This is a genomic window from Methylocystis sp. L43 (assembly GCF_015709525.1).
Classification (GTDB): Bacteria; Pseudomonadota; Alphaproteobacteria; order Rhizobiales; family Beijerinckiaceae; genus Methylocystis.
Map to the genome: position 1 here is coordinate 84,330 of NZ_JADNRA010000019.1, position 14,637 is coordinate 98,966.

The window sequence follows — 14,637 nt, forward strand, 5'->3', positions numbered from 1 at the left end:
AAAAATCCGCCGCCATGCGCTCCGATGACGATCAAGCCTGCATCGGTTGTGTCCGCGATAGAGCAAACCGCAGCCCAGGCCGGGCCATTTTCAAGCCGCAGCTCCGCGTAAATTCCGCAGTCCTGGCTTGCGCCCGAAACGACTTCACCCAGTTGTTTCCGAGCTTTTTCTTCGACATTTTTTGAGAATGGATCAAACGTCTCGTCAAAAAGTCGCCGCAGCGAGGTTAGGGCGCCATCGTCAATCGCGTGAACAACCGAATATCGGGCCCCAGCGGCTTTCGCGATCAGAAATCCACGCTTCAGCGCGGAGATCGAACTGCCGGAAAAATCCGTCGCGGCCAGAATGTGCGTGAATTTCGTTCTCTGGAGGTGCAATCCTCCCTCCCTGGTTCTTGCGTTAGCCTCGTTTCCCGCGAGGCGCTGAATCTATCGGGTGACACACGCGCTCGAGGTTGAGATAGGCGCGGAGTGGATACGGGCAAGGCTGCGGCGCGCTAAGCAGAGGCTCAGCACCGCGCTCCTCCTCGCGGAGGCAAACGCTATCAATGGAATCCGTCACGAAATCCGCCTTCATCGAAATCACCGCGCTGCTGATCCTGGCGACGGTAACCGGCCTTGTTGAAGCATTGCTGCGGCAATCGCTCATTGTCACTTTCACCGCCTCGGGCCTACTTGCCGGCCCTTCTGCGTTCAACATCGTCGGATCCAACGTCAAAATCTCGGTGGCGGTTGCGGATGAGGCTCGGGATCAACCCATTCCTCCCACTCGATCGCGAAGGGAATATTTTTCTCGGCGAGAAATTCCCTCACGCGCTGCTCGACCTCGTCTCTCAGCGCGAAATCTGGCTTATAGCGCAGACGTCGCCATGGCAGGATGGGCGGCTCCAGCGTGATAGCGATGATATATTCCTCCACGCTTTCGTCGTCTTTAGGGTTGCCGGTATGCGCGATGGCGACCCAGACGGGGGAAAAGGCTTTCTCCCGAAGCCAGAAGCCCCAGCCGTAATCCTCGCCGATCGGCTTGCTCAGCGAGACGGCCTTATCTTCGCGCCTCGCGATGAAATGCTTCAGTTCATCAGCTAACGCGCGGCCCCGATGGCCGTGAATATTCTGCGCGCCGCTTGGATCATCGACATAGCGGTCGGTCCTCACTTTGATGATGCGACCGGCTTTCGTGTCGCGGGACATGACGACGGCAAGCCTGACGTTTGCTGACGAGATGAGAACGGCGAGAAGAATGAAAGGGACGAGAAGCACCTCTTCCGGCACGAATTCGTACATTGCGAGCGACGGATCGAGGACGACCGACAGGCCCGTCAGAATCCCCATCGGAACGAGAAGGATCAGCGCGGCAAGCAGCGGCCCGGAAAGCAGGCCGAGCAGAATGTTCTGAAGGTGTTGCTTTCGCTCCATTCAGCTTGCTCCGACGCCCGCAAAGCAACGATCGGACCGGAAACCTAGTCTGGTCTGTTTAACGCAAAGGGCGGCGCCGCTGCGACTCATTTCACCGCAACGGCGCAGGCTTCCGCCGCGTCCGGCGCGTCAAGCAAATTGTTCTTGATCACGGCTTCGGCGCGCGCCCTTGCTTCAGCCAGATCCTTGTCGAATACTTCGGTCGTATATTCGCTCGTCGCCGTCTTGACGATCGAGTCATTGGGCGACGCGGGCGTGCTGTTCACGTCGATCGTCGTGATCGTCGAAAGCCCCGGCCGCAGCGGCTGCTTTTTCAGCTCTTCCGGGTCGATTGCGATGCGCACCGGGATGCGCTGCACAATACGGATGAAGTTGCCGGTGGCGTTGTCTGGCGGCAGCGTGGCGAACACGCTTCCCGAGCCGGGCACGACGCCTTCGACGACGCCATGATAGGTTCGTTTGCTCCCGTATAGATCGACAATGATCTCCGCCTTCTGCCCCGGCCTAATGCTCTCAAGACGGTTCTCCCAGAGATTGGCCTCGACCCAGAGATGATCCAGCGGAACGATATTCATGATCTGGTCGCCGGGCTTGACGCGGAAGCCGACCTGAACGCGGCGCTTGGCGACATAGCCCGTCGCCGGCGCGCGAATGTTCTGGCGCAGCGTTTCGACATAGGCGTCGTTGAAGCGCGCCTTCGCCCATTCGATATCGGGATGGCTGACGCGCGTCGCATTGATGAGGCGCGCATCGAACGCCTGTAGCTCGGCGCGCGTCTCGCGCAGATCGGCTTCCTGCGCCGCGAGCTGGTCCTCGGTGTTCTGCAGAAGCTGGCGCGACGCGGCGCCGCTCGGCGCGGCCGACCGATAACGGGCGAGATCGTGCCATGTCCGTTCGCGTATCGCCTTACGGGAGGCAAGTTTCTGGCATACCTGCTGCCGATTGGCGAAGAGCGCGCCGACGGCGCGCACGGCGCGGCCGAGTTCCGCCTCGGCTTGTCCCAACACCGCGCGCGCGCGCTGGGCGTCGAGCCGAACCAGCACATCGCCCTTTTTGACGAACTGTGTTTCTTCGGCATTCACAGCGGCGACGACGCCCGTAGCGTCGGCCATGACCGGAATGATGTTGCCAGTAACGAAGGCGTTGTCCGTCGTGACGCGGTCACGGTCGTAAGTGAGCCATTTGAACAGCGCTAGGAACGCGGCGACCGCAATTGCCAGGAAGACGACTTTAAGAAGAAAGGACCTTCTCGCGCGGATGCTTTTTCTCGACAGAGACATGGACTGATCACACCACCGCTTGCCGCATCAACATTTACTCCCGCGCAATCTCGTCTCAGCCGCCGGTCAGCGACTGGATTCCTTCGACGACGGGCGTGATTGGATCGGTCTCGGGCGCGGGCTTCGGATAATCCGGCCCCGGCCCGCCTGCAAAGCCGCCTCCAAGCGCCTGATAAAGATCGACAGCGGCGATCAGACGGTCGCCTTCGAGCCCGCGCAGGGTAAAGATCGCATCGAACAGGTCGGCGCGTTCCTGCAGGATTTCTCGCTGGTCGCGCAGGCCGTCGCGCAGCCGGACCTTCGACAGCGCCAGTTCGGTCCGGCGCGCCCGAACGAAACGGCTTTGCGCATCGAATTCCGAGCGCGCACGCCTGAGATTGGCGATCCCATCAGCGACCTGCTGCGCGGCCTGCAGCAGCGTGTCGTTATAGGCGTCGACTGCCTGATCATATTCCGCGCGTTGCACTTCAAGATTGCCGCTCAGTCGGCCGCCCTGGAAGACGGGCAGGCGAATGGTCGGGGCGACGACATAGCCGAGCGCGGAAGGATTGAAGAGAAAACCCGAAAGCTTACTAATCTTTGTCGAAGTGACGGAGCCTTCGAAGCCGCCGCCAAGCGCAAGATCGACGGAGGGGAGAAACAGAGTTTTCGCGGCGTGAACACGCGCCGCCCAAGCCTCGGCCCGCGCGAGCGCGGCCGCGAGATCGGGACGTCTCCGTAACAATTCGATCGGCAGAGCTTTCGGCAATGCGGGCTGCGCCGGCGCGATGCTGCCGCGCCCGTTGAGAACCGTGAGGCCCGCGTCAGGCCCCTCGCCCATTAGCCGCGCAAGCGCGTCGCGCTGCAGCGTGATCGCCGCCTTGACAGTCGCCTCGCGCCGTACGGCGACCTCTTCATTGGTGCGGGCGATCTGAACGCCATCGAGCGTATCGAGCCCGGTCCGATAGCGGGTCTCGGCCAGCGCGCGCAGCTCCCGGCGCATCTTCACCAACGTGGATGCGAGACCCGACTGCTGCGTCAGCGCGTAGCCGCGCAAATACGCTCGCGCGACCCCCGTCGTCAGGAGAAGCCGGCTTTGCTCAGTCTCGCCCGCCTGCGCCGCAGCCTCACCGATCGCGGCATCGAGTAGCGCGCGATTCTTCTGCCAAAAGTCCAATTCCCAGGTCAACGCCAGCGGATTGATGAAGGCCATGGTCTTTTCCAGACCGCCTTGCTCCGGATTGTAGGAAGCGACGACTCCGTGCAGCGGATTGCGCGACTGCCGCATACCGAACGTTGAATTGATTTCCGGCAGGAGACGGGCGCCGAAAATACGAATGGCGGCGTCGGCCTCCCGGAGCGCATTTTGCGCCTTACGGAAGTTCTGATTGTCGGCCAGCGCCTTGTCGATGATCGCGTCGAGTTCGGCGCTGCGGAAGGCGCGCCACCAGTCCTCTCGCGGCCAGGCTGTCTCGCCCTCTACGACAGGAAGGCCCGCTTGCGAGAGCGTGCGGGTCATTGCGGGCTGCTCGATGAATTGTGAGCGGTCCGCTCTGTCGATGGGCATGCACGCTGCGAGCGAAGCACAGGACACCGCGGCGACGCTAACGCGGGCCGCGCGCCCGAGTTTGGCTGAGAGCCGACGAATTTTATGAACGAGAAGCATCAATGCTCCGCCGCCATCGTCTGACGGGGAGGAGGCGCCGAGGCGCCTGCCGGCATTGCTGGATATTTCTGGAGTTTGGCAAACCAGACGACAACGCCAAGCAGGAACATAATGACGGCGCCGAGCAGAAATGCGTCATCCATCGCGAGAATGCCCGCTTGTTGGCGGACGGCGCGCGCAATCACGCGACGCGTGACCGATTCAGACAGGCCCAACGACTGAAGCTGTTGCGTTAACGCCGTCAGCGTGTCGAGCGAGGCGTAGCGGCGGCCGCCGAGATATTCGGACAGGTTGAGCTGGTGCCACGGCGCGCGGCGGAAGTAGACGACGCTCTGAAACGCGATACCAAAGGCGCCGCCGACGAGACGAAACAGCAGGAACTCTTCCGCCGCCCGCTTATACGCGGGTCCTGATAACCCGTAAGTCGCGAGGGTCGACGTCGGCGCCGATAGCGCGGCGACACAAAAGCCCAGGAAAACAACCGGTATAGCGAGCTTATCGTATGAAGCGTTCTTGTCGAAGAGCCCGAGCCAGGTGAGCACGACCGACGAGCATATGCACATCATACAGATCACAAAGCGCACATCGAGCTTCTTCGAAATCTCATACATGAAGCCCGCGAGCGGCAGGCCCGCGACCATCATCGCGAGATAGACATGGCCTGCGAGCGAGGAGGTGTAGCCGAGCAGGAGCTGCATCTGCACCGACAGCAGCGACATGAGCCCCTGTATGACGAGGAAACCGAGAAAGCCGCTGAGGACGCCAATGGCGTAACTCGAACGCGAAAAGAGCCTTACATCGACGATCGGGTGGCGTTCGCCCCATTCCCAGATGATAAAGAGAGGTAGAGAGAACATGACGGTGATCAGCGCGATCGACAGCAGTGACGAGCCGAACCAATCGAAATCATTGCCCAGGCTCAGCATCATCTGCATGGCGATTAAGGTGATCACGAGCAGCACATAGCCCACGGCGTCGAAGCGCACGATCTTGCGCTTATATTCGCGGCCGTAAAGCAGCGCGCCAATGATCGCTGAGATGAGAACGCCCAGCGTGGCGTTGGCGTAGAAGAGCCAGCGCCAGGAAAAATACTCGGCCCAGAAGCCGCCGAGAAACACCGCCAGCGTATAAGGCAATATGCCGAGCGCGGCCCAATAGCCGAGGCCGATCCTGTACTGTTTTTCTGGCAGTTCCCCCAGCGCCGCCGATTGACTGACGACCGCAAGAAGGCCGCCGAAGATCCCGAACACGAATCTCGTCGGGGCGTACATAAAAACGCTCTCGCTCGAGACGCAAATCAGCGAGGCGATCGCGTAACATAAGTAGCCGAACGTCAGCACGCGATATTCGCCGTAGCGACCGGAGAAGACTCTCGCGAGCGGCACGCCAAGGGCTACGCCGATGAGATAGAAGGTCGTTCCCCAAGCGCCGAAGCTCGGCGTAACGCCTTCAAGCGATCCGGCTGAGTAAGGCGACAGCACGCTATGGCCGGAGACATTCGACAAGACGTCGACGTATCCAATCCCCAGCGCGCCAAGAAACAGAAGCAGCTTGCCGCCAACCAGCCTATCGAATGATACGATCATGCTGGCCGCCGTTGGCGAAAATGCGGCTCGACGTTGGCGAGCGCATCCGTGACGGCGAGCACAACTTGTTGCACGATTGACTCAGATGAACGATTCACTTCCACACAAGGTGTTTCCGCCGACGGCTTTCTTCGTTAGCAAAAAGCCTGACGCGCAACAAATTCGAAAAACCAAACGTAACATTGCCTTTTTCGATACTTTCGCGTCTGTGCGCGCCAAGAAGAATGTGCGTTCAAAACGACCTCGTGAGCGCTCCATCTGATGAACGACCTTGCTTCGGCGCCGGCGCGCAAACGCTCCCCACCCAGTAGATCGCTGGGGAAACCGCAGTTGGCTTCTGGCTCAAGCCGTCGCTGTCACATTCCTTTGACAAAACCGAACGGCAGCTTCGCAAATGCGAAATTTTCCTTGCAATGCCCGCGCTGTATGAGATCCGAGAAACAGACCGCAGGCTTTCATATTGGACCGGCTCAACTATCAGCACCTGTACTACTTCTGGATGGTCGCGAAGACGGGCTCGATCAAGAGCGCCTGTGAAACGTTGAACCTCGCGCAACCCACCATTAGCGGCCAGCTCGTGCTGTTCGAGAAGGCGATCGGCTCGAAGGTGTTCAAGCGGGAGGGCCGGAAACTCGATCTGACCGAGAACGGCTGGCTCGTCTTCAATTATGCGGATGAAATATTCAGCGTGGGCGACGAACTGACTAAATGGCTGGAAGGCGCGTCTCCGGAACCGAGCCGCAATCTGAAGGTCGGCGTCTGCGACAGCGTCGACAGGTCGGTCGCGCTCCAGCTGCTGTCGCGCGCGCTGAATGCTCAGCATCCGCCGACGCTTTGCTGCGCCAACAGCGATGCGGAGCGCTTGTTGCAGGATTTGCGGCTGCGCGCCTACGATCTTGCGATCCTGACTGCGCCCACGGCGTGTTCCGATCACAACGGCGCGTCTAGCCACCTGCTTGCGACCCTCGAAATCTCTCTGGTCGGCCCGGCGGCCAAAGTGAAAAGCCATAGCAAGCGCTTTCCGCAGTCGCTTCATCGCGCGCCCGTCGTATTGCCAATTCAGAAAAGCCCCTTGCGACAATCGCTGGATCATTGGCTCGAAACTCAGGGAATTGAGCCGGAGATCAAGTCGGAAATCGGGGACAGCGAATTGAGAAAGAGCGTCGCCGCGAGTTGCGACGCACTCACTTTCGCGCCGACTGACGCGCTGCAGGACGTCCGCCAGCGCTATGGGCTGGAGGTTATCGGCGCTATTCACGGGGTGGAAGAGAGAATCTACGCGGTGACAGCTCAAAGGAAGATAAGGAATTCCGCCATTGCCCAGATCATCGGTGGCGTCGACGCGCGCTAGCTATTCCCTTGACGATCGCTGTCGCTCGACCCGAGGAGTTCTTTCAGCAGCGGGTGCTCGAAGCGACGGTTTCGGGTAATGGCGTAAAAGGACTCCGTAATCTGCTCGAGGCGACAAAGCTCGACCAACGCGCCGGATGCGAGTTCGTCCTTAACCACGACCGGCGGCGCCAGCGTGACGCTATGGCTCTCTCTGACGATCAAACGCAGCATTGCCATGTCGTCGACTTCGGCCAGCACGATTGGCCTGATGCCAGCTTCTTCAACGATGCGATCGAAAGCGATCCTGATCGCCTCTCCGCGCCCAGGGAGAACAATCGGCACTCTTGCGAGATCGTGCGGAAATCGAAAAGAAGCGCCTCTGCCCTTTCCTTTTTTCACCAGCTCGGGATGGCCAATGATGCTGACCGCCTGCTCAGCAATGAGCAGGTTCTGCCAGTCTGAATTCAGCTCCATGGTCGCCCGCTGGTTGGCGAACACGACATCGAGCGCATGCGCTTCCAGCTGGGGCAGAAGCTCTCCGAGCGCCCCCGACTTCACGACCAGCTCGACGTCCTCGCGATCGATCAGCGGTTTGAGTAACTCGATCTGGAAGTTGCGGGAAAGCGTTGCGACGGACCCGATGCGCAGCATCTGACGATGACCGAGGCTCAAGCTCTTAAATGTGCTCAGCAGCTCATCGCCGGACTTGAAGACCACCTTTGCGTAGTCGAAGGCGATGCGCCCCGCTTCGGTCAGGCGAAGCGCGCGGCCATCACGCTCGAAAAGCGTCTGACCAAGCTGCTCCTCCAAGGACTTCAGTTGGACCGATAGCGAGGACGGCGACACATTCAGCAATTTTGCCGCGCGCGTCAGGCCGCCTTCCTTTGCGATCGCCCAGAAGTATCGGAGATGATGGTAGTTCAAAAAGCTCATAAGTCATTCTATGGATCGGAACGACTCGTTCCATCAACCGAAAAATTTGCGCCGCATCAGCGACAGGCTCGCCATGGATGACGGCGACATCGGTCGATCTGAAAAGGCGGGGCTGGGCCCCTTCGCCGAGGTTCTTGTCATCTGATCGCGCCAAACGATCCGCCTTCGGGCGCACGCGCCTGTTCGCTCCAAGCGTTGTCTTTTTCCGAACGATTCATTCTAAACTTCGAATTTTTCACAAACTCGAAGTATTCATAGTCTTTTCTGACAGTTGCATTGAGGAGAAATGATGCTCAAGGATCTGTATGAAATTGGCGAATTCCCGCCGCTCGGACATGTGCCGAAGAACATGTACGCCTGGGCGATCCGCCGCGAGCGTCAGGGCCCGCCGGAAACCGCCATGCAGATGGAGGTCGTGCCGACCTGGGAACTCGACAGTCACGATGTGCTCGTGCTCGTGATGGCGGCCGGCGTCAACTACAATGGAATCTGGGCCTCGCTCGGCGAACCTGTGTCTATGTTCGACGGACACAACAGTCTGCATCACATCGCCGGCTCCGATGCATCCGGCATCGTCTGGGCGGTAGGCTCCAAGGTTAGGCGCTGGAAGATCGGCGACGAGGTCATCATCCATTGCAATCAGGATGATGGCGACGATGAGGAGTGCAATGGCGGCGACCCGATGCACTCGACGTCGCAAAGGATTTGGGGTTATCAAACACCGGACGGTTCTTTCGCCCAGTTCTGCCGCGCGCAGGACCGACAGCTCATGGAGCGGCCCAAGCACCTGACTTGGGAGGAGTCGGCCTGCTACACCTTAACGCTCGCCACCGCCTATCGCATGCTCTTCGGCCACACGCCGCATGAGTTGAAGCCCGGACATAACGTACTCGTCTGGGGCGCATCCGGCGGTCTTGGCGTTTTCGCCGTGCAGATTTGCGCGGCGGTCGGCGCCAATGCGATTGGGGTCATCTCGGATAATTCGAAGCGCGACTATGTTATGTCGCTCGGCGCCAAGGGCGTCATCAACCGAAAGGATTTCAGGTGCTGGGGTCAGCTGCCGAAGGTCAATTCGCCGGAATTCCACCAATGGACCATGGAAGCACGCAGATTCGGCAAGGCGATCTGGGACCTTACCGGCAAGAAGGACCTCGACATCGTCTTCGAACATCCCGGCGAGGCGACCTTTCCGGTCTCGGTGCTGGTCGTGAAGCGCGGCGGCATGGTCGTGTTCTGCGCCGGCACATCGGGCTTTAATATCACCTTCGACGCGCGTTACGTCTGGATGCGTCAGAAGCGCATTCAGGGCTCTCATTTCGCGCATCTGAAGCAGGCGAGCGCCGCCAACCAGTTCGTGCTCGACCGCCGCGTCGATCCCTGCATGTCCGAAGTGTTTTCGTGGACCAGCATTCCCGAAGCGCACATGAAGATGTGGCGCAACGAACATGCGCCGGGAAATATGGCGGCGCTCGTGATGGCGCCGAAGCCCGGGCTGAAGACGTTCAGCGAGACGGTCGCCGCGGCGCGCGAAGGCGCACGCGTCTCCGAACCGGCATGATCGGCGAATAGCGGCGACCGGCGCCGAGACGTCGGATCGCTTGGCGGTCGACCGCGCAGGACTCCGCTGAGGGTGAGAGGAGACGCATTGTATTGAAGGGCCAACTTTCTCAACTTTCCTGGCTCGAGGCGGAGTCCATCCATATTCTTCGAGAAGCGGTAGCGGAAGCCGAACGACCGGTGATGCTGTTTTCGGCGGGCAAGGATTCAACCGTGCTTGCGCATCTCGCGCTCCGCGCCTTTTTTCCATCCAAGCCGCCATTCCCGCTGCTGCATATCGACTCGACCTGGGAGTTCCGTTCCCTCATCGAATTTCGTGACTCCTTCGCGCGAACGCATGGCTTCACACTGATCGCTCATGCGAACGAAGACGGGCGCGCCGCGGGCATAAACCCGTTCGATTACGGCGACCGATATACGCTGCTCATGCGCACCGAGCCGCTGAAGGCGGCGCTTGATCACGGAAAATATGACGTGATTTTCGGCGGCGCGCGGCGCGACGAAGAGCGGTCGCGGGCAAAGGAGCGGATCGTTTCAGTCCGCAGCGACAAACATGTCTGGGATCCGCGCCAGCAGCGGCCCGAGTTCTGGCGTCAGTTCAATCTGCGCCTCGGCAAAGGGCAATCGGCCCGGGTGTTCCCGCTGTCAAACTGGACCGAGGCGGATTTGTGGGACTACGTGCTGATGCACAAGATTGAACTGGCGCCGCTCTATTTCGCGGCGCCGCGGTCCGTCGTCGAAAGAAAGGGTTCGTTCGTCGTCATCGACGACGAAAGCAGAATGCGATTCCAGCCCGGCGAGAGTGTCGTGACGAAGACAGTACGCTTTCGGACGCTCGGTTGCTGGCCGGTCACCGGCGCCATCGAGTCCGAAGCGGCCGATATCGAAACCGTCGTGGAGGAAACGTTGCGTTCAAAATGGTCTGAGCGGCAGGGGCGCATCAGCGACGGCGAGGACGGCGGTTCGCTCGAGCAAAAGAAGCGTGAAGGCTATTTCTAGCAACACCCGCTGATAGAGAAAGGCGAAAATCACAGGAGTTTGGAGAAAAATTCCGGTTGTCAGCGCGAAAGAGGCGCAAGCTAATTGTTTAGTCGCCGTCCAGCCGCACGCGATCTGACCAGCCTCTGGTTAAGGGTGACGTAGCCGGCGTGCAAATCATTCCCGATCTTTTCATTTCCACGACATCTCTTTTTTCATTCAATCCTCGAGGAAGCGCATGATCTGCTCCAACGACGGGCACTCGTATGGTGAGGAGGACAGGGGAGGTCTCGATGGCGCCAATATTTGGTTGCCGTACACCCAAATGAAGACCGACCCGCGGCCTTTGCTCGCTGACGCAACGCGCGGCGCACGCATTCGGCTTGCAGACGGACGCGAGTTAATCGACGGCGTCGGTTCCTGGTGGACGGCATGTCATGGCTACAATCATCCGCATATTCTCGCTGCCATGTGCACGCAGATGGAGCGTATGCCACATATCATGTTTGGAGGGATAACCCACGAACCGGCACTGCGTCTCGCCAGACGGATCGCCGCGATTTCTCCCGGCGACCTTACCCGGGTGTTTTTCGTCGATTCAGGTTCGGTCGCGGTAGAAGTCGCTCTCAAAATGGCTGTGCAGTACTGGTTGAACAAGGGAGAAACGGGGCGCACAAAATTTGTCCACTTTCGCCATGGCTACCATGGGGACACAACTGCGTGCATGGCGATCTGCGATCCGGACGAGGGCATGCACAACCACTTCGGGGATTACCTTCCAAAGAATTTTTTGGCCGATCTCCCCCGCGACAAGGAGACAAAGACGGCACTAGATGATTTGCTGAGACGAGAGCGAGATCGTATTGCTGCTGCCATCATCGAACCGATTGTGCAGGGCGCGGGAGGCATGAAATTTCATGATGCGGCGACCTTGCGGAGTGTGCGAGAGCTTTGCACAAAACATGGCATCATCATGATCGCCGACGAGATTTTCACCGGCTTTGGCCGCACCGGTAGGATGTTTGCCTGTGAACACGCGAGCGTGATTCCTGACATCATGTGTATCGGGAAAGGGCTGACTGGAGGCGCAATTACGTTGGCGGCCACGCTCGCTCGTGTTCATGTTTTCGAGGCGTTCTGGTCCGATGATCACCAGAAAGCCCTCATGCATGGTCCGACCTATATGGCAAATCCCCTCGCTTGCAGCGCCGCGAACGCATCTCTGGATCTATTCGAGAGCGAGCCCAGGTTGGAGCAGGCGCAACGGGTAGAGTTCGCTCTGAAGCGCGACCTTGAACCGTGCCGTGATCTACCAATGGTCATCGATGTACGAGTGCTAGGAGCGATTGGTGTAGTGCAATTCAACAGGGAGTTGGATCACGGAAGGGTCCGAACCAGTCTTCTCGCGCAAGGCGCGTGGGTTCGCACGTTGACGGATTGCATCTACCTCACTCCCGCGCTGAACATACAGGATGCAGAACTGCGGACATTGACGGATGCAGTCGTGGCGACCGCCAAAGCTTTATAGGTGGCGATCCTGCATTTAGGCCCTTCATTTACCTCTTATCGTTAGAAGGCAGAGTGCCAATTCGCGGGATTGAGCGGCCCAGAACCGGCCGGGCGGCCTCCTCCGCAAGCGGGTTAGGAAAGATAAACCGCTGTCAGCGCTGCAATCGTTCGTCCTGTTAACCCGAAGGACCGGCAATCTCGCCAAGGTTATGGGGACTATGGCCGCCGTCGAGATCTGGCCGGCATCAACCCGCAGCGGACTGATCGAAGCGCCGCCGAACACCTCTAGCGCCTGATTGAGAAGCTCCCCTCCGGCGAACCTAAAGTGTCCCGCCCCGAGTCCAAAAGGTCGGGGCGCGCCACGCGCCTCACCAGCCCCAATGATGGCCGCCATGTCCCCGGGGGCTGAAGTGATCGTGACCATGGCCCCAGCGCCGACCGCGGTCTGCGCCCCAATGTCCGCGATCGTGACCGATCCAGGCGCCACTGTGGCGATGGCTCTTGTTTCCATCAACGCCGAAATGGGCGCGCGGACTTCTAAATTCAAAGTTATCGCGCGCAGCCGCGGGCTCCAGCGGGAGGAAGAGTCCGGCAAGCGCGACCGCCGCCGCCGACATTTCTCTAATTCTCATTCTGGGCTCCTATTCGATCGCGCCTAGAACTCTGGCGCTAGATCACGCTGCGGTTGGGCGGACATCGCCTTACCGCAGAAAACGCGATCAATTCATAAAGTTTAATTCCGATCAGTGGTCAACTTCGCTGCTGGCCTCTGCGTGCTCGAATTCGTCCAACGCCATATGAATCGAGTCGTTCTGTTCCATGTGAGGGGCTCGCCAATTATTCCGGGAAACAATATTCGTAACCGCTCGGTCTGAAGACGAATATGCGCCAACCCATCGGCCGCATCGAAGACTGGAGCGAACTGCGGAGTAGTATGATGTTGATAAAGTGTCCGCTGTTCAACCAAGGCTAACACCAACGATTCACGTAAAGCTCCGAGATCCACTGAATTGCTTCCAAGTGCAGCATCTAACCAACACAATAGCCATATTCCACTCGAACCAAATGACTCGCTGGTCCGGAATGCGCGATGATCAGATGCCGAGGTGTGGCTTAACAGTTCTGGGGGTGAACCGACCACCAACGGGTCAACCCATATTCCGACAAACTCTTCGTTGTGCTCTTCATGAATTGTCGGGAATCGGGCGTCCCGAAACACTAGAAACTCTCGAGCTTCCCTGCAAGCGCGAGGAATATCATTGTCAGATCGAACCAAGAGCAGAAGGCACTTGTCGAAGTGTCCCATCGGAGCAGCCTCCTCTTCATTCACTTCTAAAGTCCGTCCCGTGTGGCGCCCGAAGAGCGCCCATCGATTACAAGCGCATCGTTGCCACGCCCTGTCCCGCGAGTGCCTATGTCGCCGATAGCTCACGCGCATGCCCGTCCCGCTCATGGGGAAGGCTTCGGCGAAATTGTCGTCTATCGTCACGCCGTTGCGAATTATATCCGGCATGGAACCTCCGCAAAGGTGTCCTTGTGCGGCAGCGCCGCGTCGGGCACGTCGAAAATGCTGCGCGGCAGGCCGTAAAGCTCGTCGTAATAGGAATCGAGGCGCTTCGTGATCTGCCCATCGTAACGCGGGCGAATATGCAGCGTCTTGCCGCGCGTGTAATGCGAGACTTGGCCATCGCGCACGACGAGAGCGCCATCCTTGAACACGAGGGCCGCGCGCCGGAACATGCCGGCGACGTCGCGTCCAGGCTTATAAACGGCGATGTCGGCGACGGCGCCGGGACTGAGCCGGCCGCGATCGACGAAGCCAAAGAGCTTCGCGGCGCCGGAGCGGCTCATCTGCGCGATTTCGTAAAGCGTGTATTCGCGCGAAATCGACGGCAGCGTGGTGTGCTCCAGCACCTCAGCCGGAAGGCGCGCAAGATGCTGCGCGCGAAGATCGGCGCTCATCAGCAGCGCGAAGAGTTCCGGATAGGTCGTGAAGGGACCGCCGTTCGGATGGTCGGTGGTGAAGAACACCTGCTCAGGATTTTCAATGAGCAGGAAGAGCTCCAGGCCCGCCGCCCATTGGATGGCGTTGTAGTAATTTGAAACCTTATAGACGTAGGGCACGATGCCGCCGCCATTGGCGTCGCCGTCGAAGATCGCGCCTTTCTTCGGAATCGCGCCGGGAAGGCTGTTGAACTGTTTCAGAACGTCGGACGAGATCGTCACCGTGTCCGAGAACATCACTTGGCCGACGTCGACGCTCACATTCTTATTGGCGTTGATCTTCTCGGCGAAGAGCGCGCCGGCCGACGAGAAGCCGTTCTTGCCTTCCTTGCCATAGGCGTAGAACTGCACATGGGCGAGATGCAGCGGCAGCCCCTGCGCCGCGTCGATCGTGGCGA

Annotated in this window: 12 protein-coding genes; 5 read left to right on the forward strand and 7 right to left on the reverse strand. The window is 59.5% G+C overall.

Annotated elements, in window-relative coordinates; all coding sequences use genetic code 11:
• Window positions 1-713 precede the first annotated feature (713 nt).
• The 4 genes from IYX23_RS04180 to IYX23_RS04195 form a co-directional block, all read right to left on the reverse strand.
• Complete coding sequence (locus IYX23_RS04180) at window positions 714-1,415, reverse strand: hypothetical protein (RefSeq protein WP_196393253.1); 702 nt, start codon at window positions 1,413-1,415, stop codon at window positions 714-716.
• An 86-nt stretch (window positions 1,416-1,501) separates the two neighbouring features.
• Window positions 1,502-2,695 carry an HlyD family secretion protein gene (locus tag IYX23_RS04185; protein ID WP_196393254.1) on the reverse strand — a complete coding sequence of 398 codons (1,194 nt, stop codon included), beginning with the start codon at window positions 2,693-2,695 and terminating at the stop codon, window positions 1,502-1,504.
• 55 nt (window positions 2,696-2,750) lie between these two features.
• A complete protein-coding gene (locus tag IYX23_RS04190; protein WP_196393255.1) occupies window positions 2,751-4,340 on the reverse strand; it encodes an efflux transporter outer membrane subunit in 1,590 nt (529 codons plus the stop codon).
• Window positions 4,340-5,926 carry an MFS transporter gene (locus IYX23_RS04195; RefSeq protein WP_196393256.1) on the reverse strand — a complete coding sequence of 529 codons (1,587 nt, stop codon included), beginning with the start codon at window positions 5,924-5,926 and terminating at the stop codon, window positions 4,340-4,342. The genes IYX23_RS04190 and IYX23_RS04195 overlap by 1 nt, the downstream gene beginning before the upstream one ends.
• A gap of 85 nt (window positions 5,927-6,011) precedes the next feature.
• Between IYX23_RS04195 and IYX23_RS04200 the strand changes: the two genes are divergently transcribed.
• Together IYX23_RS04200 and IYX23_RS04205 are read left to right on the forward strand one after the other, a co-directional pair.
• Window positions 6,012-6,188, forward strand: a complete 177-nt coding sequence (locus IYX23_RS04200) for a hypothetical protein (RefSeq protein ID WP_196393257.1) — start codon at window positions 6,012-6,014, stop codon at window positions 6,186-6,188.
• A 198-nt stretch (window positions 6,189-6,386) separates the two neighbouring features.
• Entirely contained in the window at window positions 6,387-7,277 is an 891-nt protein-coding gene (locus tag IYX23_RS04205) for a LysR substrate-binding domain-containing protein (RefSeq protein WP_196393258.1), read from the forward strand.
• On the opposite strand, the gene IYX23_RS04210 is transcribed toward IYX23_RS04205, so the two are convergent.
• Complete coding sequence (locus IYX23_RS04210) at window positions 7,274-8,191, reverse strand: LysR family transcriptional regulator (protein WP_196393259.1); 918 nt, start codon at window positions 8,189-8,191, stop codon at window positions 7,274-7,276. The genes IYX23_RS04205 and IYX23_RS04210 overlap by 4 nt on opposite strands.
• Window positions 8,192-8,477: 286 nt before the next feature.
• Between IYX23_RS04210 and ccrA the strand changes: the two genes are divergently transcribed.
• From ccrA to IYX23_RS04225, 3 genes are all read left to right on the forward strand, one after another.
• Entirely contained in the window at window positions 8,478-9,749 is a 1,272-nt protein-coding gene (gene ccrA, locus IYX23_RS04215; protein ID WP_196393260.1) for a crotonyl-CoA carboxylase/reductase, read from the forward strand.
• Between the two features lie 92 nt (window positions 9,750-9,841).
• Window positions 9,842-10,747, forward strand: coding sequence for a sulfate adenylyltransferase subunit CysD (gene cysD, locus IYX23_RS04220; protein WP_196393261.1), 906 nt, complete (start codon window positions 9,842-9,844; stop codon window positions 10,745-10,747).
• A gap of 217 nt (window positions 10,748-10,964) precedes the next feature.
• The gene (locus IYX23_RS04225) at window positions 10,965-12,254 is read left to right on the forward strand and encodes an adenosylmethionine--8-amino-7-oxononanoate transaminase (RefSeq protein ID WP_196393262.1); all 1,290 of its coding nucleotides are present in this window, start codon (window positions 10,965-10,967) and stop codon (window positions 12,252-12,254) included.
• Between the two features lie 349 nt (window positions 12,255-12,603).
• Here the strand turns inward: IYX23_RS04225 and IYX23_RS04230 are convergent, their stop codons facing one another.
• Both IYX23_RS04230 and IYX23_RS04235 read right to left on the reverse strand, forming a co-directional pair.
• Entirely contained in the window at window positions 12,604-12,867 is a 264-nt protein-coding gene (locus IYX23_RS04230) for a hypothetical protein (RefSeq protein ID WP_196393263.1), read from the reverse strand.
• An 868-nt stretch (window positions 12,868-13,735) separates the two neighbouring features.
• A partial coding sequence (locus IYX23_RS04235) for an amidohydrolase family protein (protein WP_196398824.1) occupies window positions 13,736-14,637 on the reverse strand: 902 nt, incomplete at its 5' end.